Origin of the sequence: Streptomyces sp. NPDC008238, assembly GCF_042956445.1 — a bacterium.
Classification (GTDB): Bacteria; Actinomycetota; Actinomycetes; order Streptomycetales; family Streptomycetaceae; genus Actinacidiphila.
In genome coordinates this window covers 99,320-123,627 of sequence record NZ_JBIBGK010000012.1, presented here as the reverse complement: position 1 = coordinate 123,627, position 24,308 = coordinate 99,320, and the positions used below count along the sequence as shown (strand labels likewise).

Here is a 24,308-nt window from a genome sequence, read left to right as displayed (position 1 = left end):
ACGGGCCGGGCAGACTTTGTTCCGCAGTTAAACTTATAACTGCTCCCGACCCTGCCCCGGAAAGGCCTGTCATGCCTCTCGCCCTGCTCGCACTGGCGATCAGCGCATTCGGCATCGGTACGACGGAGTTCGTGATGATGGGCCTGCTGCCCGACGTCGCGGACGACCTGCACACCTCCATCCCGACCGCCGGTTATCTCGTCTCCGGCTACGCCCTCGGCGTCGTCATAGGTGCCCCCCTCCTCGCCGCGGTCACCACACGCATGCCGCGCAAGGCCCTGCTCCTCTCCCTCATGGCCCTCTTCACCGTCGGCAACACGCTCTCCGCCCTCGCCCCCGGCTTCGGCTGGCTGCTCGCCGGACGGGTGCTCTCCGGGCTCCCGCACGGCGCCTTCTTCGGCGTCGGCGCCGTCGTCGCCGCGAGCATGGTCGACCCCGCGCGCAAGGCCCGCGCCGTCTCCCTGATGATCGCCGGGCTCACCGTCGCGAACATCGTGGGCGTCCCCGCCGCCACCCTCCTCGGCCAGCACCTCGGGTGGCGGGCCACCTTCCTCACCGTCGGCGTCATCGGCCTCGCCGCCATCGCGGGCATCGCCCTGCTCGTCCCCCGTATCCCCCTCGCCCCGGGCGGCGGCCTGCGCAGGGAACTCTCGGCCTTCCGCAGCGGCCAGGTCTGGCTGGCGCTCGGCACCACGATCTTCGGCTTCGCCGCGGTCTTCGCGGTCTACAGCTACGTCACGCCCATGCTCACCGAGGTCGCCGGGTTCGGGGAGAGCAGCGTCACGCTCGTCCTCGCCCTCTTCGGCGTCGGCGCGACCATCGGCAACCTGCTCGGCGGCCGCCTCGCCGACCGCGCCCTGCAGCCCTCCCTCCTCGGCGGGCTCGGCGCCCTGACGGTCGTCCTGCTGCTGTTCACGGTCACCGCGCACGCCCGGTGGAGCGCGGCGCTCTCGGTCGTCCTGCTCGGCATCGCGGCCTTCGCGACGGGGTCGCCCATGATGATGCTCGTCATGGACAAGGCCCGGCACGCTCCCGCGCTGGCCTCCGCCGCGAACCAGGCCGCGTTCAACCTGGCCAACGCGGGAGGCGCCTGGCTCGGCGGGGTCGTGCTCGCGCGCGGCCTCGGCTACGCCGCCCCCGCCGTGGCGGGTGCGGGGCTGGCGGTCGTGGGACTGGGCATCGCGGCCGTCGCGGGGCTGTGGGAGCGGCGTGCGGCCAGGGTGCCGGCTGCAGGGTCGTCCTCGTCCCGGGTCGTCGTGGCGTCCGACGCGGTGGTGCGGTCCGCGGAGCGGGTGGGCTGACGGCGCCGCCGGTGCGCCGTCGCCGGCTGCCGCGCCGTCTCGCGCCCTGCGGGCGCACAGCGGCGGGCTGCGGAGGGGCGGGTGGGGGGCGCTCCAACTCGGCAATGTGCGGGTGGGTGGGTGGCTGCGGTTCAGGCGCCGGAGCGGGTTGCCTTTCCGGCGGTGTCGGTCTCGTTGCCGTCCGCGGGTATGGATGGCCGGTTGCCACGCCTACTGCCGGTGGTGGGCGCGCCTGCCGTTACCTGCGTCTGCGGATATTTCGGGGTGCTGTCGGGGGATCGGCGGGAGATCGGGCTCGCTTTCGGCGGTATATACGTCGGAACAGAGCCCGATGTCGGATCGGGGAAGCACCCGCAGACGCCGGTCACGGCGGGCCCGCCACCCACGGAGGGTGGGCGTGGTCACCGGCCATCCAGACCCGCGGACGGCAACAGACCCGAGCCGGACGAACAACCGGCCCCGCTCCGGCGCGGCGCGAGACGAACCCGCGCTCGCCCACGGGCACCATCGCCCCGGCCCGGGCGCCTCAGACCATCGAGGCGCCCGGCCGTAGGCGCGGACAACCCGGCCGCAACCACCGGCCCCGGACCGTCAGCGCAGCGTCACACGTGTTCGCGCCAGCGGTTCGTGATGGGCAGCCTGCGGTCCTTGCCGAACCCCTTCGCCGAGATCTTCGTCCCCGGCGGGTACTGCCTCCGCTTGTACTCCGCGGTGTCCACCATCCGCAGCACCTTCGCCACCAGCTCCCCGTCGAACCCGGCGGCCACGATCGCGTCGCGTCCCTTGTCCTGGTCGACGTACATCGCCAGCACCTGGTCCAGGACGTCGTAGTCCGGCAGAGAGTCCGTGTCGACCTGGCCGGGCCGCAGCTCCGCGCTCGGGGGCTTGGCGATGGAGTTCTCGGGGATCGGCGGGGTCTGGCCGCGCTCCGCCGCGGCCTGGTTGCGCCAGCGCGCGAGGCGGAAGACGGTCGTCTTGTAGACGTCCTTGATCGGCCCGTACGCCCCGACCGAGTCGCCGTACAGCGTGGAGTAGCCGACCGCCAGCTCGCTCTTGTTGCCCGGGGCCAGGACGATGTGCTTCTCCTGGTTGGAGATGGCCATGAGCGTCGTGCCACGCAGGCGGGACTGGAGGTTCTCCTCCGCCAGCCCGGTCAGCCCCAGGGACGCCATGTAGGCGTCGAACATCGGCCCGATCGGGACGGTGCGGTAGTTCAGCCCGGTGCGCCGGGCCAGCTCGGCGGCGTCGTCCTTGGAGTGGTCGGAGGAGTACCGCGACGGCATGGAGACGCCGTACACGTTGGCCGCGCCGACCGCGTCGCAGGCGAGGGCCGCGACGAGCGCGGAGTCGATGCCGCCGGAGAGGCCGATCAGCACGGAGCGGAAGCCGTTCTTGGCGACGTACGCCCGCAGGCCCACGACCAGCGCGGTGTAGACCTCCTCGTCGTCGCCGAGCCGCGGGGCCTCGCCACCGCGGACCTCGGGCTCGTACGCCGGGAGCGGCTCGGCGGAGAGGGTGACGTGCTCGATCTCAAGGCCGTCGTCGGCGATGCCGCCCGGCACCTTGGTGGTGTCCGCGGCGGGCAGGTCCAGGTCGACCAGGACGCAGCCCTCCTCGAACTGCGGGGCCCGGGCGATCACCTCGCCGTCCTCGGAGACGACGATCGAGTCGCCGTCGAAGACGAGCTCGTCCTGACCGCCGATCATGGCCAGGTAGGCGAGGGTGCAGCCGGCCTCCTGGGCGCGCTTGCGCACCAGGTCGAGGCGGGTGTCGTCCTTGGCGACCTCGTACGGGGAGGCGTTGACGGACAGCAGCAGCCCGGCGCCGGCGGTGCGGGCGGCGGGCACGCGGCCGCCGTCCTGCCACAGGTCCTCGCAGATGGCGAGGGCGACGTCGACCCCGTGCACGCGGATCACCGGGAGGGTGTCGCCGGGCACGAAGTAGCGGAACTCGTCGAAGACGCCGTAGTTCGGCAGGTGGTGCTTGGCGAACTTGAGCACGACCTTCCCGCCGTGCAGCACGGCGGCGGCGTTGCGCGGCGAGCCGGCGGGCTGGCCGTAGCGGGGCTGGGCCTTCTCGCTGCGGTCGAGGTAGCCGACGACCACCGGCAGCTCCCCGAAGCCCTCGGCCGCCAGGCGCTCGGCGAGGGCCTCCAGGGCGGCACGGCTGGCTTCGACGAAGGAGGAGCGCAGCGCGAGGTCCTCCACGGGGTACCCGGTCAGCGCCATCTCCGGGAAGGCCACGAGGTGGGCTCCCTGTTCGGCCGCGTGCCGGGTCCAGCGCACTACCGACTCCGCGTTCCCGGCGAGGTCGCCGACGGTGGAGTCGATCTGATTCAGGGCGAGGCGAAGTTGAGGCACGCGGCCCAGTGTAATCGTCAAATCGACGCGATGTCGTGGGCGGCGCCTGTGGAGTCGCGCACTCGGCCCCGTACGCCGTGGCGGACGGGCCTTTCCGGGGTCGTCCCCCTGTGTCAAGATCGCAAGGGTGCATCACAATGGTGACGAGGGGTGTCCGGCGGTCCCGGCGGCCGCCGAAACAGGCCGGTAACCCCGTCGCGCGATACTGGTCCGGCCCTCGTTCGAGTCGGCACGGACAACAGGCCCCATGACCTGTGAGGTTGGATAGCTATGGATAAGCAGCAGGAGTTCGTGCTCCGCACCCTCGAGGAGCGCGACATCCGATTCGTGCGGCTGTGGTTCACCGACGTGCTGGGTTACCTCAAGTCGGTCGCCGTGGCGCCGGCCGAGCTGGAGCAGGCCTTCGACGAGGGCATCGGCTTCGACGGGTCCGCGATCGAGGGCTTCGCCCGGGTGTACGAGTCGGACATGATCGCCAAGCCCGACCCCGGCACCTTCCAGATCCTGCCGTGGCGCGCCGAGGCCCCCGGGACCGCCCGGATGTTCTGCGACATCCTCATGCCGGACGGTTCGCCGTCGTACGCCGACCCCCGCTTCGTCCTCAAGCGGTCCCTGGCCAAGGCCTCCGACCTCGGGTTCACCTTCTACACGCACCCGGAGATCGAGTTCTTCCTGCTGAAGAACCTGCCGCTGGACGGCACCGTGCCGGTGCCCGCCGACAACTCCGGCTACTTCGACCACACCCCGCAGAACGTGGGCCAGGACTTCCGCCGCCAGGCCATCACGATGCTGGAGTCGATGGGCATCTCGGTGGAGTTCTCCCACCACGAGGGCGCCCCCGGCCAGCAGGAGATCGACCTGCGGTACGCGGACGCGCTGTCCACCGCCGACAACGTCATGACCTTCCGGCTGGTCATGAAGCAGGTCGCGCTGGAGCAGGGGGTGAACGCCACGTTCATGCCCAAGCCCTTCAGCCAGCACCCCGGCTCCGGCATGCACACGCACCTCTCCCTCTTCGAGGGCGACCGCAACGCCTTCCACGAGTCCGGCGCCGAGTACCAGCTGTCCAAGGTCGGCCGTTCCTTCATCGCGGGCCTGCTCCGGCACGCCGACGAGATCTCCGCGGTCACCAACCAGTGGGTCAACTCGTACAAGCGCATCTGGGGCGGCGCCAACCGCACCGCGGGCGCCGGCGGCGAGGCCCCCTCGTACATCTGCTGGGGCCACAACAACCGGTCCGCGCTCATCCGCGTCCCGATGTACAAGCCCGGCAAGACCGGCTCCACCCGGGTCGAGGTCCGCTCCCTCGACTCCGGCGCCAACCCCTACCTCGCCTACGCCGTCCTCCTGGCCGCGGGCCTGAAGGGCATCGAGGAGGGCTACGAGCTCCCGCCCGGCGCCGACGACGACGTCTGGGCCCTCTCCGACGGCGAGCGCCGCGCCCTCGGCATCCAGCCCCTCCCGCAGAACCTGGGCGAGGCCATCACCCTCATGGAGCGCAGCGAGCTGGTCGCCGAGACCCTGGGGGAGCACGTCTTCGACTTCTTCCTGCGCAACAAGAAGCAGGAGTGGGAGGAGTACCGGAGCGAGGTCACGGCCTTCGAGCTCCGGAAGAACCTCCCGAACCTGTAGCCCCGTACGGCGCGATCCGGGCCGGCAGCGCGACGCTGCCGGCCCGGCGTGTCCTTCCCTCGCTGCTCGGCATTCGGCATCCCAGCGTCGCTCACGCTCCGCGCCTCTGCGCACCAGCCGTATTGGCTTGCATGCCCGCGCTCGCAGGTACCCTCAGCCCTCGTTGGCCGACCGCGCGCACGGGCGGCCGCTCGGGGAGGGAACCCATGGCCAAGTGCGGAAGCGGCGAGATCTGGCGAAACGGGCAGTGTGAACTGACAGGAGCCACAGCGGTCTACTCATACGTCGTGATGCTGTTGCTTGGGCTGGGCGCGATCGCCGCAGGAATCTACCTTCGACGACAAGTCGAGCAGGCTCCAACGGCTCCCGTCGTACGAGGGCCAGACAGACATGGCCGCCGGAAGACCGACAAGATCATCGCTAAAGTTGCCCCATATTTTTTGATCTCCTGGGGGAGCCTCTTCGTGCTGGGTACCGTCGTCACCCTGATCGACCGGTGATCCTCGCAGTGCACGGCGCCACGCGCCCAAGGTTCGCATCGAGGGGGTCGGGCGTGCCACAGCCGTGTCAGGTGAGGCGGTGCCGAACGGGGAGCCACGGGGCACAGCGGTGAATAGACCACGTTGCTGCGGCAGCGTCTGCCCAGGTGAGACAGGGTCCGCAGCCTCAGCCTTCCAAACTGGAGCTCCGGGCCATGCCCGGGCACAGGCGGGAAGCTGCACCCCCAACGCGCCGGGCCCTCATGTCCCGACGGTGAGTGGGAAGACACTGCTCAGCCTCGGCAGTTTGCGGCTTGCCTCCGCTTCATCGCGGACGTCCCAACGCTCGCCGGCGGGGCCTCGGGGCCCCGCACCACTGCTCGCCCGGGCATTCACGGCGTCGTAGAACGCATCGCCGCAATCGTCGGATTCTCCTGCCACCAGCTCATGGGCTTCCAACGCAACGTAATCGAGCGACTCCCATTCCGGCCAGGCACCACCCCACTCACTCCGAGGACGCCCCACCAGACGCCGGACCTCAGGCGTGCGGGCCAGGGCGTCAGGGTCGGCCACCGCGCGCTCGAAAGCCTCGCGCCCCAGCCCCACCATCCAGAGACCGAAGTAGCAGAAGCCGTCGTCCGAACACCAGCCACCGAAGATCCGCTCTGCGGCTGCCACCAGATCCCAAGTGAACGCATTCGCAGTCACCTGATCCAGGCATACCTGAAACTCCACGATCTCCGCCGGTGACTTCTGCGACAACTCACCGCGCAGCCACTCAAGCCGATCATCCCGACTCAGGGCTTGCTGTCGGCACGCCTCGATGAGGGACCAGAAGGAGTCAATGTCCACGTGGGCACTCTGCCAGGCGTCTCTGACAAGACCTGTCGCAGCCTGCCCCTGAATCTCAGTCCTTCCCAGGCTTCGTGCCCCTGGCGTGTCCGATGGCACGGGAAACCGCGGGGAAGCACGGTGTCATCGAGCACGAAGAAGGGGCGCCTCCGTGTTTTGGGGCACCCCCTTCTGTCCAGCGCCTTCGCCGACTTACTGAGGAGACGGTGGGATGTGAACCCACGGTGACATCGCTGTCTCGACGGTCGTCAAGATTGTTGGCCTGCTGCGTCGTCGCCCAGATCCGGAGGCAGGTGAGCCACCACCAGGCCGATGGCGTCCTCAGCCGTCGCTGCCTCTCCGAGGCGGGTCCTGTAACCGGACGTGTAGACGCCATATGGCGGCTCGCCCAGCACGATGAACGGCAGATCATCAACCGGAGGCTCGTGCCATGGGGGAGCGTGACGGATGAACTTGAGCGTGCCGTGGGTGGGAAAAGGGAAGAGGCTGCGCAGCGCAGGCTCCGCGTATGCGGCAGCCGCGATGGGCGGCAACGTGTCGTCGAGCGCGCCTCGGGTATTCGGCCGACGTTCCAGCAGCCGTGTCCACGCAGTCTCAACATCAGGGGCTTCGGACATGGCCGTACGATCCTGCGTCCGACAGGCGGCTGGCAAGGTCTCTGTGTCGGTACGGCAGCGCGGTACCGCGACCGCAGCAACCGCCCCCGTCCGACGGCCGACTGGCAAAGCAGGCCGTCGGAAGATGCAGGCCACGATGCCCTTCCCCGCCCCCTATGAAGGCGTTCAACGCGGAGGTCAACTCGGTGCGGTCTACCAGCGGTGCCAGACTGTTCTGGGTGCGTTGTCGCGCGTGTTGGAGTGGTCGTCTCCCGAGACGAAGAACAGGGCCCAGGACACGACTCGGTCGCCCACGCGTTGAGCTCCGAGTTCGAGTTGGAAGCCGTCGCAAAAGAAGTCTCCTGTGAGGCTGCCCCGCAGGCCGGTGTCGTACCTGGTCGCGTGAGCTTCCATCTCCTGCGCGAGCTCCGAAGGGACACGGCCGATGAGCTGGATTCCCTCACAGGTCACCTGGGGGCCGAGGCGTCCGTCGACCTGGACGTAGGCCAGCTCTCCGTCCGTGTAGAAATAGCAATCCACCGATGCCTGTCTCAGGGGGGCGCCTTCCTTGACGAAGCGCACGGGGTCCCACCCCGGGCTGTATCCGTCGGGCTGGGTGGTGAAGCCGTGTGCGGCCAGAGCCGCGATGACCTCTTCCCGGTGCATGTCCATGCGCAGCGGCCCCAGGGTCCGCCCGGGGAGGTAGACCCACTGATCCCGTTCCGTGTCCGGGAGCACCGGCCACACACCCATATCCATCGCACGATGATCGCTCACCAGTCTCACGACCCGCGCATCAGGGGTTGGCGTGAGGGTCGGCCCGGACGTGGTCAGCACCTGCGGTGCCACCACGCCACATCCGGGTCCGACAGGGGCTCGTGGTGCGTTCGTCGGAGCAGGACCGCGTCCAGGCGCTCGACCCGCAAACGGAGTTCGGCGGCGGCGGTCGACGGTAGGAGAAGCAGAGCCTGCTGCAGCTCGTCCCGAGCCCAGCCCTCGTCACAGCATGGGCACGTGAACTCGGCCTCCCAGGGCCTCCACCGGCGCCTGGTGCCGTGGACGCGCACCGACCACACACTCAGCGCCACCGACACGATGCCCGGACACAACCGCTCCCGTTCGAGCACGCGGATGGCAGCGTTCGCCGCTCCGGACAGACCGGGGACATCGCGATAGCGAATCCAGGGGCTTCCCCGCCCGCGATCTCGAGGCCGAAGCGAAGCCGGTCTTCTACGCGGCACTGCCCCTTCGGATGTACGTCATGGACGGCATCCTCCCACGCCTGGGCAGGGACCGGCAGGCTGGCGTGAATGCGGGGCGGATAGGCTCCGAAGGTGCATAAGCGGTGGCCTACCTGGCCTGTGATCGGGTCGTTCGCAGTCGGGTGGCTCGTATCCACCGTCTTGTTCTGGCTCCTGAGCAGGGCCATCGACGACGATCCCATGGGGTGGACGGGCCCCGCCTGCTTCGCGCTGGTGGCGATGGCCGCCGGCAGCCTCGGGGAGAAATCCCGGAAGCGCCGGCAGGCTCGCCGGGCCAAGCGGTCGGGCTGAGCGGCCCCGCGAGGCCCGTGCTCGTTGCCCACCCGGGGAGCGGGCATGCCCGGTGCCGGGGACGGGGGATTTGCGGCCGGGTCAAGCATTGCGGTCCAGCGGGATGCCGTACGTCGTTGGTCAGGGGCGGTCGAGGCCCAGTGCGTCCGGGAGCCCCAGCATCCACGTGGCCTGGTCCGGCTCGTCCGTGGCGACGCGCTCCAGGGCGTTGAGGAACCGGCGGCGTTCGTCCGGGCTCAGGGTGCTCAACGCCGTGTGTGCGTCGTGTCCCACCTGGACGAGGTCCTCCAAGGTCGCCACCGCGGTCAGCAGGGCCCTGACCACTTCGTCTCCCGGCACGGTGGCTTCCCCCTGATCAGCTCTCGCCGGCCCGGGTCCGGACCGGGTCGTCGTCCCCGAGGCACCGTAGCGAGGGCATCGGGGGGAGGTTGGCGGCTGCGTACTCGTCCGCGATGCGGAAGACGCCGGCGCAACGGGGGCATTCCGCGCGGCCCATGAGGTACGTGATGCCTTCGGCCACCTGGTGCTGGCTGTCACGGACCGCGAGGTCGTGCATCCACCGGCCCGTGCCGTCGAGTTCCGCGACGGTCGCCGGCCGCAGGTCGCGCCTGTCGATGTCGCCGGCGTCCCAGTCCCGGTAGGCGGAGTAGCGACCGTGACCGCCGATGGCGACGGTCACGGTCAGGGAGCAGTGCGGGCAGGCCATTTCGTAGAAGTCGTCGCTGAAGTCGCCCAGGGCGGCGCTCCAGTGGAACTGCCCCGCGATCGCCAGGAGGGTGCGGAAGCCCTGGACGAAGCCGGCCGGGCGCTTCCGCAGACGCCGGTCGACCAGTTCGCGGAGTTCCTCGATGGCGTCGGCGCTCTCGACGAACATGCGCTCGCCCTCGTCGTCCGTCATCGCGTTGCACACGATCGCCTCGGCGATGGCCAGCGCCGCCGGTTCGCCCCGGGCCAGGACGACCAGCCGCGGCAGTGCGGCGGGGCTCCCGGGTACGAAGGTCTCCCCGTCGATGCACAGCAGGTTCCACAGCTCGCGCCAGGTTTCCGTGGTCCCCGTCCCGGCCTCGACCCGGTCCAGGAGCGCCGGGACGCGCTCGGGGGGATGGGCGGCGTACTGGTGCTCCCACTTCGTCACCCGCACATTCAACCGGGCTTGCGGGACTTCGTACGTGCCGGGTTTCCACAGCCTGTGTGCCTGACGCACGGACGGCCCGCAGCGGCTCCCGCGCGCCCGGCGGGCCGCCGCGCTACCGCGCGAAGTGCGCGGTCAGCGCGTCGAGGACGGCCCGGATCGCGGGGGAGGTCCAGCGGCCGCGCCGGCGGACGAGCTGGACGGGCACGTCGGGGAGGTGGGGGCCCGTGACGGCGGTGAGGGTGCCCTCGCGCAGGGCGGTGCGCACGGTGGCACGGGGGAGGACGCCGAGGCCGAGGCCCGCGGCGACGCAGTTGCGGGCGGCCTCGCTGCTGCCGAACCGGGTCAGCCGCGGCCGTGCGTCGTGGACGGCGTCGTGGACGGCGAGGAGCTCGCGGGCGACGCGGTCGCTGTAGGAGCAGCCCTCCTCGTGGAGGAAGAAGGTCTCCCCGGCGAGGTCCTGCCAGGTGAGCGGTCGGCCGGACGCCGCGAGCGGGTGGTCCGGGGCGGCGATGAGGACCAGCGGTTCGGCGGCGAGCGGCCGGGCGGTCATGTCGGGCAGGGCGACCTGGTCCTCCAGGAGCAGGGCGGCGTCGAGGCGTCCGGCCCGCAGCCCCTCCACGGCCGCCTCGGTGCCCGCCGGGTGCAGGTGGACGTCGATGCCGGGGTGGGTGCGGCGCAGGGCGGCGACGACCCGGGGTACGTGCGTCGAGCAGAGCGTGTCCCCGGCGCCGAGGACGACGGTCCCTCCGGAGCGGGCGTCCCCGGCCGCCGTGCCGCGCAGGCGCGTCTCCGCCTCGAGGACGTCCTCGGCCTCCGCCACCAGGCGCCGTCCGGCGCCGGTGAGCCGGGCGCCGCGCGGCATGCGGTCGAAGAGCCGTACGCCCAGCTCCTTCTCCAGGGACTTGATCTGGCCGTGACGGTGGACTGCGACAGGTGCAGCTCTGTGGCCGCGCCGGTGAAGTTCCCCGTCCTGGCCAGGGTGAGGAAGGTCGTGAGCAGTCGGGTGTCCACGGCCCGACCGTAGCGGCTGCGATCGGTGCCATCAATCGAAGTGATGGAGAACCATCGTTTCCTTCGATGACACCCGGTGTGGCAGCGTGGACGGCATGACCACCGGAACCCGTACCGACGTCCTGCGCTACACCGCCTTCAGCTCCGACCCCGCGGGCGGCAACCCGGCCGGCGTCGTCCTCGACGCCTCGGGTCTGGACGAGCGGCGCATGCTCGCGCTCGCCGCCGAGGTCGGCTACTCCGAGACGGCCTTCGTCACGGCCGCGGACCCCGCCCGCCGCCGGTTCGCCGTGCGCTACTTCAGCCCCCTCGCCGAGGTCGACTTCTGCGGCCACGCGACGGTCGCGACCGCCGTCGCGCTCGCGGAGCGCGTCGGCCCCGGCGAGCTGGTCCTGGACACCCGGGCGGGCGAGATCCCGGTGCTCACGGCCGTCGACGGGGACGGCAGGACGCGCGCCACGCTGACCAGCGTGCCCACCCGGTCCCGCCCGGCCGCGGACGCCGAGGTGGACGCGGCGCTCGCCGCGCTGGGCTGGGCGCGGGACGAGCTGGACCCGGCGCTGCCGCCGCACGTGGCCTTCGGCGGGGTCCACCACCTGGTGCTGGCCGCCGCCCGCCGGGCCCGGCTGGCCGACCTCGCGTACGACTTCGACGGCCTCGCCGCGGTGATGCGCCGCCACGGGTGGACCACGGTCCACCTGGTCTGGCGGGAGGCCGAGGACCGATTCCACGCCCGCGACCCCTTCCCGGTGGGCGGGGTCGTCGAGGACCCGGCGACCGGCGCGGCCGCCGCGGCGTTCGGCGGTTACCTGCGGGAGCTCGGGCTGGTGCCGGAGGCGGCCCGGGTGGTGGTGCGGCAGGGCGAGGACATGGGCCGCCCGAGCGAACTGGTCGTGGACGTCGACCCCCGGGACCCGCGGGTACGGGTCACCGGCCGGGCGGTGCCCCTGGCCGCGCCCGGGGCGGCGGAGGCCGAGCCCCCGGTCATGGTGCCCCCGGCTGTCTGATCCAGCCGATGGACCGCTCGACGGCACGCTGCCAGTTCTCGTACTCGGCCTCGCGGCGCCCGGGGTCCATGTCGGGCAGCCACTGCCCGGCGCGGTGCCAGTTGTTCCGCAGCACCTTCAGGTCCGGCCAGTAACCGGAGGCCAGGCCGGCGGCGTAGGCGGCGCCCAGGGACACGGTCTCGGCGACCATGGGCCGGACCACGGGGACGTCGAGGACGTCGGCGATGAACTGCATGAGCAGGTTGTCCGCGGTCATGCCGCCGTCGACCTTGAGCTCCTTCAGCCCGATCGAGGAGTCGGCGTTCATGGCGTCCACGACCTCGCGGGTCTGCCAGCCCGTGGCCTCCAGGACGGCCCGGGCGAGGTGCCCCTTGGTGATGTACGAGGTGAGGCCGACGATGACCCCGCGGGCGTCGCTGCGCCAGTGCGGGGCGAACAGACCGGAGAAGGCGGGCACGATGTAGCAGCCGCCGTTGTCCTCGACGGTGCGGGCGAGGGTCTCGATCTCAGGGGCGCTGCTGATCAGCCCGAGGCGGTCGCGGAACCACTGCACCAGCGAGCCGGTGACGGCGATCGAGCCCTCCAGGGCGTAGACCGCCGGCTGGTCGTCGATCTTGTACGCGACGGTGGAGAGCAGTCCGTGCCGCGACCTGATCATCTTGGAACCGGTGTTGAGCAGCAGGAAGCTGCCGGTCCCGTAGGTGCACTTCGCCTCGCCGGGCGAGAAGCAGGTCTGGCCGAAGAGCGCCGCCTGCTGGTCGCCCAGGGCGGCGGTGATGCGGACCCCGGGCAGGACGGTGCGGGCCGCGCCGTAGTTCTCGGCGGAGGCGTGGATCTCCGGGAGCATCGCGCGGGGGACGCCGAAGAAGTCCAGCAGGTCCTGGTCCCAGGTCAGTGAGCGGATGTTCATCAGCATGGTGCGGCTGGCGTTGGTGGCGTCGGTGATGTGCAGGCCGCCGTCGACGCCGCCCGTCAGGTTCCAGATCAGCCAGGTCTCCATCGTCCCGAAGAGCAGCTCGCCGTCGCGGGCCCGCTGCTCGAGCCCCGGCACCTCGTCGAAGAGCCAGCGGATCCGCGGCGCGGAGAAGTAGGTGGAGGGCGGCAGGCAGCAGCGGTCCAGGAAGAAGCCGTCGCCGGGGTCCTTGCGCAGCCGCTCGACGAGCGGCGCGGTACGGGTGTCCTGCCAGACGATGGCCCGGCCCAGCGGCACGCCCGTCCTCGGGTCCCACAGCACGGTCGTCTCCCGCTGGTTGGCGATGCCGATCGCGGCGACCTCGTCCGCCGCGATCTCGGCCGAGGACAGCGCCTGGGGGACGATGCGCTCGAGGTTGCGCCAGATCTCCAGGGCGTCGTGCTCGACCCAGCCGGGCCGCGGGAAGTGCTGCTGGTGCTCGCGCTGGGCGACCGACACCAGGCGGCCCCGGTGGTCGAAGAGGATGCATCGGGTGGAGGTGGTGCCCTGGTCGATGGACAACACATACCGTTCAACCATGTTCGGGGCCTGCTTTCCGATGCTTTCCGTTGCTTTCGTCGCGTTCGCCGTGTCCTCGATGTCCTTGGTGTCCGGGGCCGGTGTCCGGGGCGCGGGCGGGCCTCACCAGCGGGCGGCGCCCAGGTCTCTGGAGATCGCCCGAGCGGCCTCGCGGAGCAGCGTGACCAGGGACGCCAGGGGGCGGCCCTTGGTGTCGCAGATCCGCTCGACCGGGCCGGACAGGCCGATCGCGCCCACGACGAGGCCGCCCGAGCCGCGGATCGGCGCCGAGACCCCGGCCTCGCCCATCGACATCTCCTGCACCTCCGGCGCCCAGCCCTGCTCGCGGACCTCGGCCAGGGCCCGCGACAGGTCCTCCGGGACCACCAGGGTGTGCCGCGTGTACGCCTCCAGCTCCTCCTTCAGCAGCGGCTCCAGCGGCGCCGCCCCGTAGGCCAGCAGGATCTTGCCGAGCGAGGAGGCGTGCAGCGGCAGCAGCGCTCCGACGTCGAGGGTCTGCAGGCTGTCGTCGGGCCGGAAGACGTGGTGGACGACGAGGACCTGGCCCTCCAGCGGGGTGCCCAGGCGCACCGCCTCGCCGCTGCGGGCGGCCAGGGCGTCGGCCCAGTTGATCGACCGCGACCGCAGTTCGTTGACGTCCAGGTAGCTGGTGCCCAGGTGCAGCAGGGCCGCCCCGAGCTGGTACTTCCCGGTCGCCGGGTCCTGCTCGACGAAGTCCACGTGCTGGAGGGTGCGCAGGATGCCGTGGGCCGTGCCCTTCGCCAGCCCGAGGGAGGCGGCCACCTCGCCCAGCCCGAGCCGGCGGGGACCGCCGGCCAGGAGCCTGAGGATCGCCGCCGCCCGTTCGATGGACTGGAGCGGGCCGGCCATACGTCGATGCTATCCCCGGCAACGGCGATGGGCATCAGCGCGTTTCCGCAGGTCGTTCGGCCTGCGAAGGCGGCGTTCGACAATGACGACCCCGATTCATTGACCCGCGATGCCCCGTCTCGGAAGCTTTCGTCCAGGTCCGGGAGTCCACCCGGCAGGACTCCCCCGGGAGGAGGACACCATGGCGGCAGAGCCCGAGACGATGTCGCAGCGCGAGGACGTGCACGTCTGCGCGCTGTCGCACATCCCGGGTGCCCTGTCCGTCGTGCGCCGACGGGTACGGGGCGTGCTGGCGGACTGGGAGCTGTGCCCGGAGGTCGCCGAGGACGCGCTGCTGGTGATCTCGGAGCTCACCACGAACGCGATCGTCCACGCCGACGGCCCCGCCTCCCTGCGCATCTGCTGGACCGAGGTCGACGGGCACAGCGCCCTGCACATCGAGGTGACCGACGCGGGCCCGTCGGCCCGTCCGTGCCTACCGGGAGGCTCCACCGACCCCGACGAGCACGGCCGGGGCCTCGGCATCGTCAACGCCCTCTCCACACGGCACGGCATCCGTGCCGACTGCGCGGGGGTCACCCGCTGGGCGGACCTGGTCACCGCCTGAGCCGCCGCCGGCGGGGCAGTACCGCCGCCCGGGCCCGGGGCGGGCGGCGGGTCGTTCCGCACGCCGCGCCGGGAGCGGGCTTACGGTGCCGCTCATGGCACTGAGCATTCGCAACCAGATCGACGGCAAGGTCGCCTCGGTGGTCCCGGGTGAGGTGATGGCCGTGGTCACCGTCCGCCTCGACGGCGGGGGGCCGGACTTCACGGCGGCCGTGACGGCCGAGGCCGTGCGGGAGCTCGGCATCATCCCCGGGGGCGGGGTGACGGTGCTGATCAAGGCGACGGAGGTGTCCTTGGCGACGGCTCCGGTGCGCGGGATCAGCATCCGCAACCGGATCCCGGGGACGGTGACGGCCGTGACGGCGGGTGGGGCGATGGCGACGGTGCGGGTGGCGTTCGGGGGCGGTCGTGAGCTGACGTCCGTGATCACCCGGGAGGCGCTGGACGAGCTGGGGGTCGCCGAGGGCGCCGACGTCGTCGCGCTGGTCAAGGCGACCGACGTGTCCCTGGCGACCTGAGCGGGCGGCGCCCGCCGGGGCCCGTGGCCTGCCCTAGCGCCTACCCGAGGTACGCGGGCGCCAGTGCCGCCGTCATCATGCGGCGGGCCGAGCCGGTGCCGTCGGCGGGCACCGTCCACAGGTCCGCGCCGAAGTCCCCGGAGAGGGCGTAGACGAGCGTGTGGTCGTCGCGCCAGACGACCTGGTCGTCGACGCTGCGCCGCTCGGCGAGCGGGGTCTCGCGCATGGTGGCCAGGTCCAGGACGTACAGCCGCCACGGAGCGTCGGGGGAGAGGCCCGCGACGCGCTTCTTGAAGACCAGCCGGGTGCCGTCGGGCGAGAGCGAGGGGCACTCGACGTTCTCGCGCAGCGTCCGCACCGAGCGGTCCGCGACGTCGCCGCGGACGAGGTAGGTGCGGCCGGCGGTGCCGAGGGTGGCGTAGAAGTGGGTGTCGTCGGAGTAGGTCACGCCCCAGAAGTTGACGTCGGCGGCGTGGTAGGGCCGGCCGTCCTTGGTGATCCGGAAGTCCTCGAGGTTCGTCACCAGGGCCCAGGTTCGGGTGTCCAGGACGGACGTGCGGGTGGAGAAGTTCGTGCCCGCGTAGGAGTCGCCGCCGACGAACACCGTCCAGGCGACCATGCGCCCGCTGGGCGAGACCCGGGCCCGGGTCGGGATGCCCGCGAGGGGGAAGCTGTGCAGCTCGCGCAGCCGGGCGTCCAGGACGACGGCACGGTAGCTGTCCTGGACGGCGCCCTTGACCGACTGCAGGCAGATGCCGGTGCCGGCGGCCGCGTAAAAACGCAGGCACTTGACGTCCGAGGCGGTGCGCGCGGCCCCCGGGCTGCCGGCCGGGACGGTGGCCAGTTCGTCCCGGTGCGGGCCCCAGGCCATGTTGCGGAACACCATGCGGGGCGCGTCCGGCGCCAGCGTCACCGTCCCGGACGTGACCGCGGGGCCGCCGGCCTGCGGGCGGTCCTTCTCCGCCGCGCGGTCGGCGGCGCGCAGTACGGAGACGGCGGCGACGGCGGCCAGCGCCGCCACGGCGGCGAGCAGCACGAACAGACGGCTGCGGGTGTTCATGGGGGGCCTTTCCTCGGGGGGCTTACGAACTCGGCGCCGGACGCAGGTACACGGCGCAGACCGCGCACACCGTCAGTGCCAGCGCGGCGGCGGTGAGGGCCGTGCGGTCGCCCCAGGCGGTCCAGGCCGCGCCGAAGGCGAGGGAGGCGGCGAAGCGGGCCGTGGCCTGCCCGGTCTGGACGAGGGCGAGCCCGGCGCCGTGCAGTTCCTCGGGTACGGCGGTGGACGCGGCGGCCATCAGCACCCCGTCCGTGGCGGCGTAGAAGGCGCCGTGCAGCAGCAGGACGACGTACACCGGGCCGTGCGCGAGCAGCAGCCCGTACGCGGCGAGCAGGGCCACGTGCCCCGCCAGGAACATCCGCCAGCGGCCCATCCGGTCGGCCAGCCGCCCCAGCGGCATCGCGAGCAGCAGGAAGGCCGCCGCGGTGCCCAGGGGGAGCAGCGCGAACCAGCGGTCGGGGACGCCGAGCCGGTGCTGGAGCAGCAGGTAGACGAAGGAGTCGCTGACCGTCGACAGGCCCAGCAGCGTCGCGCAGACCGTCAGCCGCCGCACGTCCCGGCGGCGCAGCAGCGCCAGGGAGGCACGCAGCGTGGGCCGGGGCGAGTCCGCGGAAGCGGGCACTTCGGCGGTGGGAGCCCCGCCGCGGCCGCCCGGCACGAACAGCAGCAGCACCAGCACGCCCACGGCGGCCACGCAGGAACTCACCGTGAAGACGGCGTCGTAGCCCTCGGCGGCCTGCCGCAGGATCAGGAAGGCCACCAGCGGCCCCAGCAGCGCCCCGGCGGTGTCCATGGCACGGTGCACGCCGAAGGCCCGCCCGCGCGTCTCCGGCGCGGAGGACAGCGAGATCAGCGCGTCCCGCGGCGCGGTGCGCAGGCCCTTGCCGGTGCGGTCGACGGCGAGGACGGCACCGATCAGGGGCAGGCTGTGGACCAGCAGCAGCGCGGGCTTGCACAGCGCCGACAGGCCGTAGCCGACGGCCGCGACCGCCTTGTGCCGGCCGCCGCCCCGGTCGGCGAGGTGGCCGCCGGCCAGCCGCACCAGGGCGCTGAAGCCGTTGTAGACCCCGTCGAGCAGACCGAAGCCGAGGGGGGAGAGGCCGAGTCCGGCGACGAGGTAGAGGGGGAGCACCGCGGTGACCATCTCCGACGACACGTCGGTGATCAGGCTGACGGTGCCCAGGACGAGGACGGTGGGGGCGACGGCGGTGGCCCGGGGCCCGGGACGCGACGCGTCCCGGACCTCGGTGCCGGCTCCGCCGCGGCTGTCCGCGACGTACACCGGCCTCAGCTCGCCCAGATGCCGGTGATGTCCGAGGCGGAGGCGGCGTTGCCCGCGTGCGTGCTCAGACCCGCCAGGTCCTCCAGCGTGCGGAGCACGTTGTAGTGGTTGTAGGTCGTCGCGGACGACGAACCGGCCTTGACCGGCTGGCCGTACAGCACGGTCGCGATCTTGTTGCCGCTCAGCCGGTTGTCCTCGTCGAAGGTGACGACGAGCAGGCTGTTGTGGGTCTTCGCCCAGGTCGCGTAGGCGCCCAGCTTGTTCTTCAGCCAGGTGTCACCGGTGGAGACCGAGCAGTCGTGCATGTCGCTGCACAGGTTCGGCGTGACGAAGGAGACCTTGGGCAGGGTGGTGAAGTCGGTCGGGAACTGCGCGAAGGTCTTCGCCGTCGAGGTCGGGACGTTGCTGAACGCGAACCACGGGTTGTGCTTGCGGGCGTAGGTGCCGCTGCTGCAGGTGGTCGAACCCTGGCTCGGCAGCGTCTCGTTGTAGCTGGCCCAGCTCTTGCCGGCGGCGATCAGCTCGGAGGCCAGGTTGGGCTTGGAGCTGAAGCCGGGGGTGTAGCAGCCGTCGTCGGTGACGCCCTGGTTGCCACCGGAGAAGATCTGCAGGTAGTTGGGCTGGCTCGGGTGCGTGAGGCCGTACGACTGCGTCAGGTTGGCGCCGCCGGCCTTCAGGGTGTTGTTGATGTAGGGGGCGCTGGAGCTCCCGATGACCTGGTTGTAGGCGTGGTTCTCGAACATCACCACGACCACGTGGTCGGGGTTCGGGACGCTGCCGGCCGCGTGGGCGGTCTCGGAGCCGCCGAGCCCGGCCCACAGGCCGAGGGAGGCGGCGGCGACGCCGAGGACGGACGTGAGGGCGGTGACGGTGCGACGGGGGCGGGGCAGGGACCAGCCGGACACGGCGGACCTCCGTGAAGGGGGGGACGGGGAGTGGCGCCGCGCCAGGTTAGGAGGGAGCCGTGGACGCCCGAAGCACCGCCGAAGTGAAGGTCAGGGGAACGGTCCCTACGTTTTGGATCTTGAGGTCAAGCCCAGGTAAAAGGGCCCGGGGAACGCGGATTCGCGCTCCCCGGGCCCTTGCTGTCAGGCCGTCACTTGACGTACGTGATGCCGTCCGTGGTGATCGCCGGGCGGCCGGAGGTGCCGACGACGACGATCTTCAGCGTGTGCTTGGCACTGGTGGTCCACGTCTTGGACCAGATCGTCTGCCGGTAGGCGGTGGTGGAGGACTTGAGGTCCACCGTGGCCGTCTTGACCCCGTCGACGTAGACGTACGCCTGGCCCGAGGTCGAGGCCCGGGAGACCACCCAGCCGACCGAGCGGCCGGTGAACGTCCAGGTCAGGCTGGCGTTCTTCGAGGACGAGGTGTAGGACTTCCCGCCGAGGTAGCTGGTGCTGCTCTTCGTCGACCAGGTCCCGGACTTCGTCGCCGAGGTCTCCTGCAGGATCGCCGCCGTGCGGCTCACCGAGGCGGTCGTGTAGTTGCCGGCCGCGTCGGTGGCCTTCAGGCCGTACGTGACCGCGGTGTTCACCTTGCCCGTGGTGCTCCACGAGGTGGTCGTCGGGCCGAAGGTGGCCGTGCTGGGGGCGGTCGCCGCGACGCTCTTGAGCGCGCCGCTGTCGGTGGCCTTCCAGGTCACGGAGACCGGCACGGAGGTGCTGGACACTGTCGCGTTGCGGATCTTCACCGAGGGGGCGGTGGTGAACGTCGGCTTGGTCGTGTCACCGACCACGCTGTACGAACTCGCGGACGTCGCCGTCTTGTTGCTCATGTGCACCGCCCGCACGGTCACGGTGTGCCTGCCCGCGGCGACCGTGATCGGCGCGGAGGTGGCGGTGGCCTTGGCGGTGGCCGCGACCTTGCCGTCCACGAGCACCTCGAACCGCTTGATGACGGCGGTCGGGGTGCTCTCCTTCCAGGCCACCGTCGCCGTGCCCTTGGTGTAGTACGAGGTCCCGGAGAGCGTGGCGCCGCTGACGCCGTTCAGCGTCGGCGCGGCCACGGCGGAGGCGTACGTGCGGATGGTGGGCACCTTGGCGTACAGGTCGGTGCCGGGGCACTCGGTGGCGAATCCGTCGCGGTGGCCCGAGATGGGGTAGAACGCCTTGCCGTTGACGGTCTGGCTCTTGGTGCCGGGGTTGGGGTCGATCTTCTTGAGGCCCAGCTTCCAGGTGGCGAGGGCGGAGACCGAGCCCAGCATCTGCGAGGTCATCGGCGTGGCCTTGGAGACGTACTTGTCGGTCTGGAAGTAGCCGATGACCGCGATGCCCGCCGTGCCGGTGTTGTAGCCCTCGGTCTGGGCGCCCACCACGGGACGGTCCACACCGCCGTAGCGGCCCTCGTAGATCGTGCCGCACTTGTCGACGAGGAAGTTGTAGCCGATGTCCCGCCAGGTCTGGCTGACGTGGTACGCGTAGATCTGCCGGATGATGCTCGGCGAGTTGCTGCAGCTGTAGTCGCCGCTCTTCGTCGTGGCGTTGTACGTCGCGGTGTGGTGCACGAAGACCACCTGCACCCCGTTGGGCGCGTAGTCCGGCTCCGTCTGCTCGCGGATGCTCTCGTCGGCACCCCAGCCCGCGCGCGTGACGATGGGCGGCTTGGCCACGGTCGAGGTGGGCGGCGTGGACGCGGACGCCGTCGGGGAGCTCGTCGCGGGCGGGCTGCTGCTCGCCGGGGCGCTGCTGGCCGGGGCTGAGCTCTCCGTCGCGCTCGGCTCGGTGGTCGACGGCTCGGTCGTGGCCGGTTCGGTCGTCTCGGACGGCGACGAGGTCACCGTGGGGTCCGCGGACGGCGACGCGGTGTCCTCGGCGTCGACGGCGAAGGCGGCAGGCGCCATCGCCACGTCGACGCTGCTCTTCTTGTCGCTCTCGCCGACCAGGGTGAGCTTCATCCCCTTCGGGAGGCCCGCCGCGCCCTTGTCGGAGCGGACGCGGGCCTGCACGCCGTCGGACCAGCCCACCCACAGCGGAGGGGTGCCACCGCGTCCCGCGCTCTCGGCGCCGGCGTCCGGCGCGTCATCGTTGTGAGTCTCGATGCCGAACCAGTCGGACCACTTGCCGGTCTTCTGCGTCCGGACCCGGAGCTGGACCGTGCCGTCCAGCTCCTCCTTCGGATCGTCCCAGGTCACGCCGAGCGTGCCGAACGCATCCGTGCGCTGCTGGGGCAGCTCCCGCTCTCCGCCGGTGCCCTTCAGTGCCAGAGCGTCCACCTGGGTCTTGACCGGCCCCTTGGAGGGTGCCGACGAGGCGGTCCCCTCCGGGCCGCTCGCCACGGACGCGGCGGTGATGACACCGGCGCCTCCGAGTACGACCGCCCCCACCGCGAGCCAGGCACGCCCGCGCAGACGTATTCGCCGCATGTTCTCTTCCCCGCCCCGTCCCACCCCTGGATCCCGTGGGCACCGTTGGTTGATGGTTTAAACCTCTGAATCAGCAAGGCTTTATACCAGAAGGACCTGAGCACCCTCACACCGCCGGACGATCACCCTGAAAGCAGGCATACCGCCAGGTAACAGAGCCGGGGCCGGGCGGATACTCTCTCTAGGGCGGATCGGGCCGGCCGGGAGCACCGGGAAAGGCGGGCGGCGTGCTGGAAGGGCGACGGGACACCAGGTTCGGGCGGCTGCTGCGGCACGGCTTCAGCGACGCCGTGGCCGCCGAGGCGCTGCTGGGCGGTGAGCAGCTCGCCGAGGTCCGCAGTGACCCGGTCCTGCTCGACGCGCTGGGCGCCACCGCCGACCCCGACCAGGCGCTCGCCTCACTCGTACGGCTCGTCGAGGCCCTCGACCCCGGGGAGCGGCGCACCCTCCTCGACACGCTCACCACGGCCAAGCCGCTGCGCGACCGGCTGCTCGGGGTGCTGGGCGCCTCCGTCGCCCTGGCCGACCACCTGACGCGGCACCCGCTCGACTGGCACGCCCTGGTCACCTACGAGCACGCCGACCTGCACCCGGGCACCACGGAGTTCGAGCGCGGACTGGCCGGGGCCGACGACCCGCAGTCGCTGCGGGTGGCCTACCGGCGTTGCATGCTGGGCATCGCCGCCCGCGACGTGTGCGGCACCAGCGACCTCGTGCAGACCGCGGCGGAGCTCGCCGACCTCGCGACCGCGACGCTGCGCGCCGCCCTGGCCATGGCCGAGGCGGAGGCGCCGGGCGACGCCGCACTGTGCCGGCTGGCGGTGATCGGCATGGGCAAGTGCGGCGGCCACGAGCTCAACTACATCTCCGACGTCGACGTCATCTTCGTGGCCGAGGCCCGCCCCGACGCCGAGGAGGCCAAGGCGCTGCAGGCCGCCACCCGGCTGGCCTCGCACATGATGCGGATCTGCTCCGACACCACCGTCGAGGGCAGCATCTGGCAGGTCGACGCCAACCTGCGTCCCGAGGGCCGGCGCGGCCCGCTGGTGCGCACCCTCTCCAGCCATCTGGCCTACTACAAGCGCTGGGCCAAGACCTGGGAGTTCCAGGCGCTGCTCAAGGCCCGCCCGGTCGCCGGCGACCCGGCGCTGGGCCAGGAGTACGTCGAGGCGCTGTCGCCGATGGTGTGGCAGGCCGCCGAGCGCGAGCACTTCGTCCAGGACGTCCAGGAGATGCGGCGCCGGGTCGTGGAGAACATCCCCGTCGCCCACCTGGACCGCGAGCTGAAGCTCGGCCCCGGCGGCCTGCGGGACGTGGAGTTCGCGGTACAGCTGCTCCAGCTGGTGCACGGCCGCACCGACCCGTCGTTGCGCAGCGGCACCACCCTGACCGCGCTGTCCCAGCTCGCCGCCGGCGGCTACGTGGGGCGCGCGGACGCGGCGGCGCTCGACACCTCGTACCGCTTCCTGCGGACGATGGAGCACCGCATCCAGCTGCACAAGCTGCGCCGTACCCACCTGGTACCGGAGGACGCGGCGGACCTGCGGCGGCTCGGCCGCTCCCTGGGCTTCCGCGCGGACCCGGTCACGGAGCTGCAGCGGGAGTGGCGGCGGCACGCCCGCGAGGTCCGCCGCCTCCACGAGAAGCTCTTTTACCGTCCGCTGCTCGACGCGGTCGCCCAGCTCGCCCCCGGCGAGGTGGGCCTGTCCACGGACGCGGCCAAGCAGCGCCTGGAGGCGCTCGGCTACGCCGATCCCGCCGCCGCCCTGCGCCACCTGGAGGCGCTGGCCTCGGGGGTCAGCCGCAAGGCCGCCATCCAGCGGACCCTGCTGCCGGTGCTGCTCGGCTGGTTCGCCGACTCCGCGGACCCCGACGCGGGACTGCTGGGCTTCCGCAGGGTCAGCGACGCCCTCGGCCGCACGCCCTGGTACCTGCGGCTGCTGCGGGACGAGGGCGCCGCCGCCGTCAACCTCGCGCGCGTGCTGTCCTCCGGGCGGCTCGCCCCGGACCTGCTCATGCGGGCCCCCGAGGCGGTGGCCCTGCTCGCCGACGACGAGGGCCTCCAGCCGCGCACCCGCGGTGCCCTGGACCAGGAGGTGCTGGCCGCGGTCCACCGCGCGGACACCGCCGAGCAGGCCGTGGCCGCGGTCCGCGGGGTGCGCCGCCGCGAGTTGTTCCGCACCGCGGCCGCGGACCTGGTCGGAGTCCACCGCGACGACCCCGACGCGATCGGCGCCGCCCTCACCGACCTCAACGCCGCCACCGTCACCGGTGCCCTGCAGGCCGCGGTCAACGCCGTCGAGGCGGCCGACGGCGAGCCCCTGCCGACCCGGTTCTCCGTCATCGGCATGGGCCGCTTCGGCGGGCGCGAACTGGGCTACGGATCCGACGCGGACGTCCTGTTCGTCCACGAGCCGTACGAGGGCGCCGACGAGCACCGGGCCGCCAAGGCCGCGCTCAAGGTCGCCAACGAGCTGCGCCGGCTGCTGCAGATCCCCACCACCGACCCGCCGCTGCTGATCGACGCCGACCTTCGCCCCGAGGGCAAGAGCGGCCCGCTGGTGCGCACCCTGGGCTCGTACGCCGCCTACTACCGGCGCTGGTCGCTGGTCTGGGAGAGCCACGCCCTGCTCCGCGCCGAACCGGTCGCCGGCGACGAGGACCTGGGCGCCCGCTTCATCGCCCTCGTCGACCCGCTGCGCTACCCGGCCGAGGGACTGCCGGAGGAGGCGGTGCGCGAGATCCGCCGGCTCAAGGCCCGCATGGAGTCCGAGCGGCTGCCGCGCGGCGCGGACCCGACCACCCACGCCAAGCTGGGGCGGGGCGGGCTCAGCGACGTCGAGTGGACGGTGCAGCTGCTGCAACTGCGGCACGGCGCACAGGTTCCCGGGCTGCGGACGACTCGGACCCGGCCGGCGCTGGCCGCGGCCGCGGCGGCGGGACTGGTGCCCGCCGAGGACGCCGAGGTCCTGGACGCCGCCTGGATCCTGGCCAGCCGGATGCGCAACGCCGTCATGCTCGTCCGGGCCCGGGCCGGCGACACCTTCCCCGGCGACGGCAAGGAACTGGCCGCGGTGGGGCGCTACCTCGGCTACGAGCCGGGGCACGTGGGCGACATGGTGGAGGACTACCGCCGGGCCACGCGCCGGGCCCGCGCGGTGGTCGAGCGCCTCTTCTACGGCACGTAGCC

Annotated in this window: 20 protein-coding genes and 1 pseudogene; 7 read left to right on the top strand and 14 right to left on the bottom strand. The window is 72.0% G+C overall.

Features of this window, described 5'->3' with window-relative positions; translation table 11 throughout:
* The first annotated feature begins 71 nt into the window (after positions 1-71).
* The gene (locus tag ACFZAU_RS24230) at positions 72-1,301 is read left to right on the top strand and encodes an MFS transporter (protein WP_500553900.1); all 1,230 of its coding nucleotides are present in this window, start codon (positions 72-74) and stop codon (positions 1,299-1,301) included.
* A gap of 602 nt (positions 1,302-1,903) precedes the next feature.
* Here ACFZAU_RS24230 and ACFZAU_RS24225 read toward each other — a convergent pair.
* Complete coding sequence (locus ACFZAU_RS24225; protein WP_500553899.1) at positions 1,904-3,661, bottom strand: NAD+ synthase; 1,758 nt, start codon at positions 3,659-3,661, stop codon at positions 1,904-1,906.
* A gap of 270 nt (positions 3,662-3,931) precedes the next feature.
* On the opposite strand from ACFZAU_RS24225, the gene glnA2 reads away from it, so the two are divergent.
* Together glnA2 and ACFZAU_RS24215 are read left to right on the top strand one after the other, a co-directional pair.
* A complete protein-coding gene (gene glnA2, locus ACFZAU_RS24220; protein ID WP_499598257.1) occupies positions 3,932-5,293 on the top strand; it encodes a glutamine synthetase family protein in 1,362 nt (453 codons plus the stop codon).
* 287 nt (positions 5,294-5,580) lie between these two features.
* A complete protein-coding gene (locus ACFZAU_RS24215; RefSeq protein ID WP_500553898.1) occupies positions 5,581-5,793 on the top strand; it encodes a hypothetical protein in 213 nt (70 codons plus the stop codon).
* Positions 5,794-6,033: 240 nt separating this feature from the next.
* On the opposite strand, the gene ACFZAU_RS24210 is transcribed toward ACFZAU_RS24215, so the two are convergent.
* The 7 genes and pseudogenes from ACFZAU_RS24210 to ACFZAU_RS24180 form a co-directional block, all read right to left on the bottom strand.
* Positions 6,034-6,624 (bottom strand): DUF4240 domain-containing protein, encoded by a 591-nt coding sequence (locus ACFZAU_RS24210; RefSeq protein ID WP_500553897.1) that lies wholly within the window; start codon positions 6,622-6,624, stop codon positions 6,034-6,036.
* A gap of 248 nt (positions 6,625-6,872) precedes the next feature.
* On the bottom strand, positions 6,873-7,241 hold the full coding sequence (locus tag ACFZAU_RS24205; protein WP_500553896.1) for a DUF6193 family natural product biosynthesis protein: 369 nt from the start codon (positions 7,239-7,241) through the stop codon (positions 6,873-6,875).
* 192 nt (positions 7,242-7,433) lie between these two features.
* A complete protein-coding gene (locus ACFZAU_RS24200) occupies positions 7,434-8,072 on the bottom strand; it encodes a hypothetical protein (RefSeq protein WP_500553895.1) in 639 nt (212 codons plus the stop codon).
* 821 nt (positions 8,073-8,893) lie between these two features.
* A complete protein-coding gene (locus ACFZAU_RS24195) occupies positions 8,894-9,112 on the bottom strand; it encodes a hypothetical protein (protein ID WP_500553894.1) in 219 nt (72 codons plus the stop codon).
* Positions 9,113-9,128: 16 nt separating this feature from the next.
* The gene (locus ACFZAU_RS24190) at positions 9,129-9,908 is read right to left on the bottom strand and encodes a hypothetical protein (RefSeq protein WP_500553893.1); all 780 of its coding nucleotides are present in this window, start codon (positions 9,906-9,908) and stop codon (positions 9,129-9,131) included.
* A 112-nt stretch (positions 9,909-10,020) separates the two neighbouring features.
* On the bottom strand, positions 10,021-10,770 hold the full coding sequence (locus ACFZAU_RS24185) for a substrate-binding domain-containing protein (protein WP_500553965.1): 750 nt from the start codon (positions 10,768-10,770) through the stop codon (positions 10,021-10,023).
* A gap of 24 nt (positions 10,771-10,794) precedes the next feature.
* Positions 10,795-10,919, bottom strand: a pseudogene (locus tag ACFZAU_RS24180) (LysR family transcriptional regulator); the annotation flags it as partial.
* A 95-nt stretch (positions 10,920-11,014) separates the two neighbouring features.
* Between ACFZAU_RS24180 and ACFZAU_RS24175 the strand changes: the two are divergent.
* Positions 11,015-11,926, top strand: a complete 912-nt coding sequence (locus ACFZAU_RS24175; protein WP_500553892.1) for a PhzF family phenazine biosynthesis isomerase — start codon at positions 11,015-11,017, stop codon at positions 11,924-11,926.
* Here the strand turns inward: ACFZAU_RS24175 and glpK are convergent.
* Both glpK and ACFZAU_RS24165 read right to left on the bottom strand, forming a co-directional pair.
* Positions 11,904-13,418 (bottom strand): glycerol kinase GlpK, encoded by a 1,515-nt coding sequence (gene glpK / locus ACFZAU_RS24170; protein WP_500553891.1) that lies wholly within the window; start codon positions 13,416-13,418, stop codon positions 11,904-11,906. The two genes, ACFZAU_RS24175 and glpK, sit on opposite strands and share 23 nt — an antisense overlap.
* Before the next feature lie 102 nt (positions 13,419-13,520).
* Positions 13,521-14,288 (bottom strand): IclR family transcriptional regulator, encoded by a 768-nt coding sequence (locus tag ACFZAU_RS24165; protein ID WP_500553890.1) that lies wholly within the window; start codon positions 14,286-14,288, stop codon positions 13,521-13,523.
* Between the two features lie 181 nt (positions 14,289-14,469).
* On the opposite strand from ACFZAU_RS24165, the gene ACFZAU_RS24160 reads away from it, so the two are divergent.
* Both ACFZAU_RS24160 and ACFZAU_RS24155 read left to right on the top strand, forming a co-directional pair.
* Complete coding sequence (locus ACFZAU_RS24160; protein ID WP_500553889.1) at positions 14,470-14,895, top strand: ATP-binding protein; 426 nt, start codon at positions 14,470-14,472, stop codon at positions 14,893-14,895.
* Positions 14,896-14,989: 94 nt separating this feature from the next.
* Positions 14,990-15,412, top strand: coding sequence for a TOBE domain-containing protein (locus ACFZAU_RS24155; RefSeq protein WP_500553888.1), 423 nt, complete (start codon positions 14,990-14,992; stop codon positions 15,410-15,412).
* Between the two features lie 40 nt (positions 15,413-15,452).
* Here ACFZAU_RS24155 and ACFZAU_RS24150 read toward each other — a convergent pair whose 3' ends face one another.
* From ACFZAU_RS24150 to ACFZAU_RS24135, 4 genes are all read right to left on the bottom strand, one after another.
* The gene (locus ACFZAU_RS24150; RefSeq protein WP_500553887.1) at positions 15,453-16,472 is read right to left on the bottom strand and encodes a TolB family protein; all 1,020 of its coding nucleotides are present in this window, start codon (positions 16,470-16,472) and stop codon (positions 15,453-15,455) included.
* Between the two features lie 22 nt (positions 16,473-16,494).
* Positions 16,495-17,754: an MFS transporter gene (locus tag ACFZAU_RS24145; RefSeq protein WP_500553886.1), complete on the bottom strand. Its 1,260-nt coding sequence runs from the start codon at positions 17,752-17,754 to the stop codon at positions 16,495-16,497.
* 5 nt (positions 17,755-17,759) lie between these two features.
* Complete coding sequence (locus ACFZAU_RS24140; RefSeq protein ID WP_500459637.1) at positions 17,760-18,659, bottom strand: alkaline phosphatase family protein; 900 nt, start codon at positions 18,657-18,659, stop codon at positions 17,760-17,762.
* A 191-nt stretch (positions 18,660-18,850) separates the two neighbouring features.
* Positions 18,851-21,118, bottom strand: a complete 2,268-nt coding sequence (locus ACFZAU_RS24135; RefSeq protein ID WP_500553885.1) for a peptidoglycan recognition protein family protein — start codon at positions 21,116-21,118, stop codon at positions 18,851-18,853.
* Positions 21,119-21,345: 227 nt separating this feature from the next.
* On the opposite strand from ACFZAU_RS24135, the gene ACFZAU_RS24130 reads away from it, so the two are divergent.
* The gene (locus tag ACFZAU_RS24130; protein ID WP_500553884.1) at positions 21,346-24,306 is read left to right on the top strand and encodes a bifunctional [glutamine synthetase] adenylyltransferase/[glutamine synthetase]-adenylyl-L-tyrosine phosphorylase; all 2,961 of its coding nucleotides are present in this window, start codon (positions 21,346-21,348) and stop codon (positions 24,304-24,306) included.
* Positions 24,307-24,308 lie beyond the last annotated feature (2 nt).

What these genes read in the sequence shown, in the direction of transcription:
- ACFZAU_RS24230 (WP_500553900.1), top strand. Translation starts at nt 72, where the DNA reads ATGCCTCTCGCCCTGCTCGCACTGGCGATCAGCGCATTCGGCATCGGT.
- glnA2 (WP_499598257.1), top strand. Translation starts at nt 3,932, where the DNA reads ATGGATAAGCAGCAGGAGTTCGTGCTCCGCACCCTCGAGGAGCGCGAC.
- ACFZAU_RS24205 (WP_500553896.1), bottom strand. Translation starts at nt 7,241, where the DNA reads ATGTCCGAAGCCCCTGATGTTGAGACTGCGTGGACACGGCTGCTGGAA.
- ACFZAU_RS24185 (WP_500553965.1), bottom strand. Translation starts at nt 10,770, where the DNA reads ATGCCGCGCGGCGCCCGGCTCACCGGCGCCGGACGGCGCCTGGTGGCG.
- ACFZAU_RS24175 (WP_500553892.1), top strand. Translation starts at nt 11,015, where the DNA reads ATGACCACCGGAACCCGTACCGACGTCCTGCGCTACACCGCCTTCAGC.
- glpK (WP_500553891.1), bottom strand. Translation starts at nt 13,418, where the DNA reads ATGGTTGAACGGTATGTGTTGTCCATCGACCAGGGCACCACCTCCACC.
- ACFZAU_RS24165 (WP_500553890.1), bottom strand. Translation starts at nt 14,288, where the DNA reads ATGGCCGGCCCGCTCCAGTCCATCGAACGGGCGGCGGCGATCCTCAGG.
- ACFZAU_RS24160 (WP_500553889.1), top strand. Translation starts at nt 14,470, where the DNA reads ATGGCGGCAGAGCCCGAGACGATGTCGCAGCGCGAGGACGTGCACGTC.
- ACFZAU_RS24155 (WP_500553888.1), top strand. Translation starts at nt 14,990, where the DNA reads ATGGCACTGAGCATTCGCAACCAGATCGACGGCAAGGTCGCCTCGGTG.
- ACFZAU_RS24150 (WP_500553887.1), bottom strand. Translation starts at nt 16,472, where the DNA reads ATGAACACCCGCAGCCGTCTGTTCGTGCTGCTCGCCGCCGTGGCGGCG.
- ACFZAU_RS24135 (WP_500553885.1), bottom strand. Translation starts at nt 21,118, where the DNA reads ATGCGGCGAATACGTCTGCGCGGGCGTGCCTGGCTCGCGGTGGGGGCG.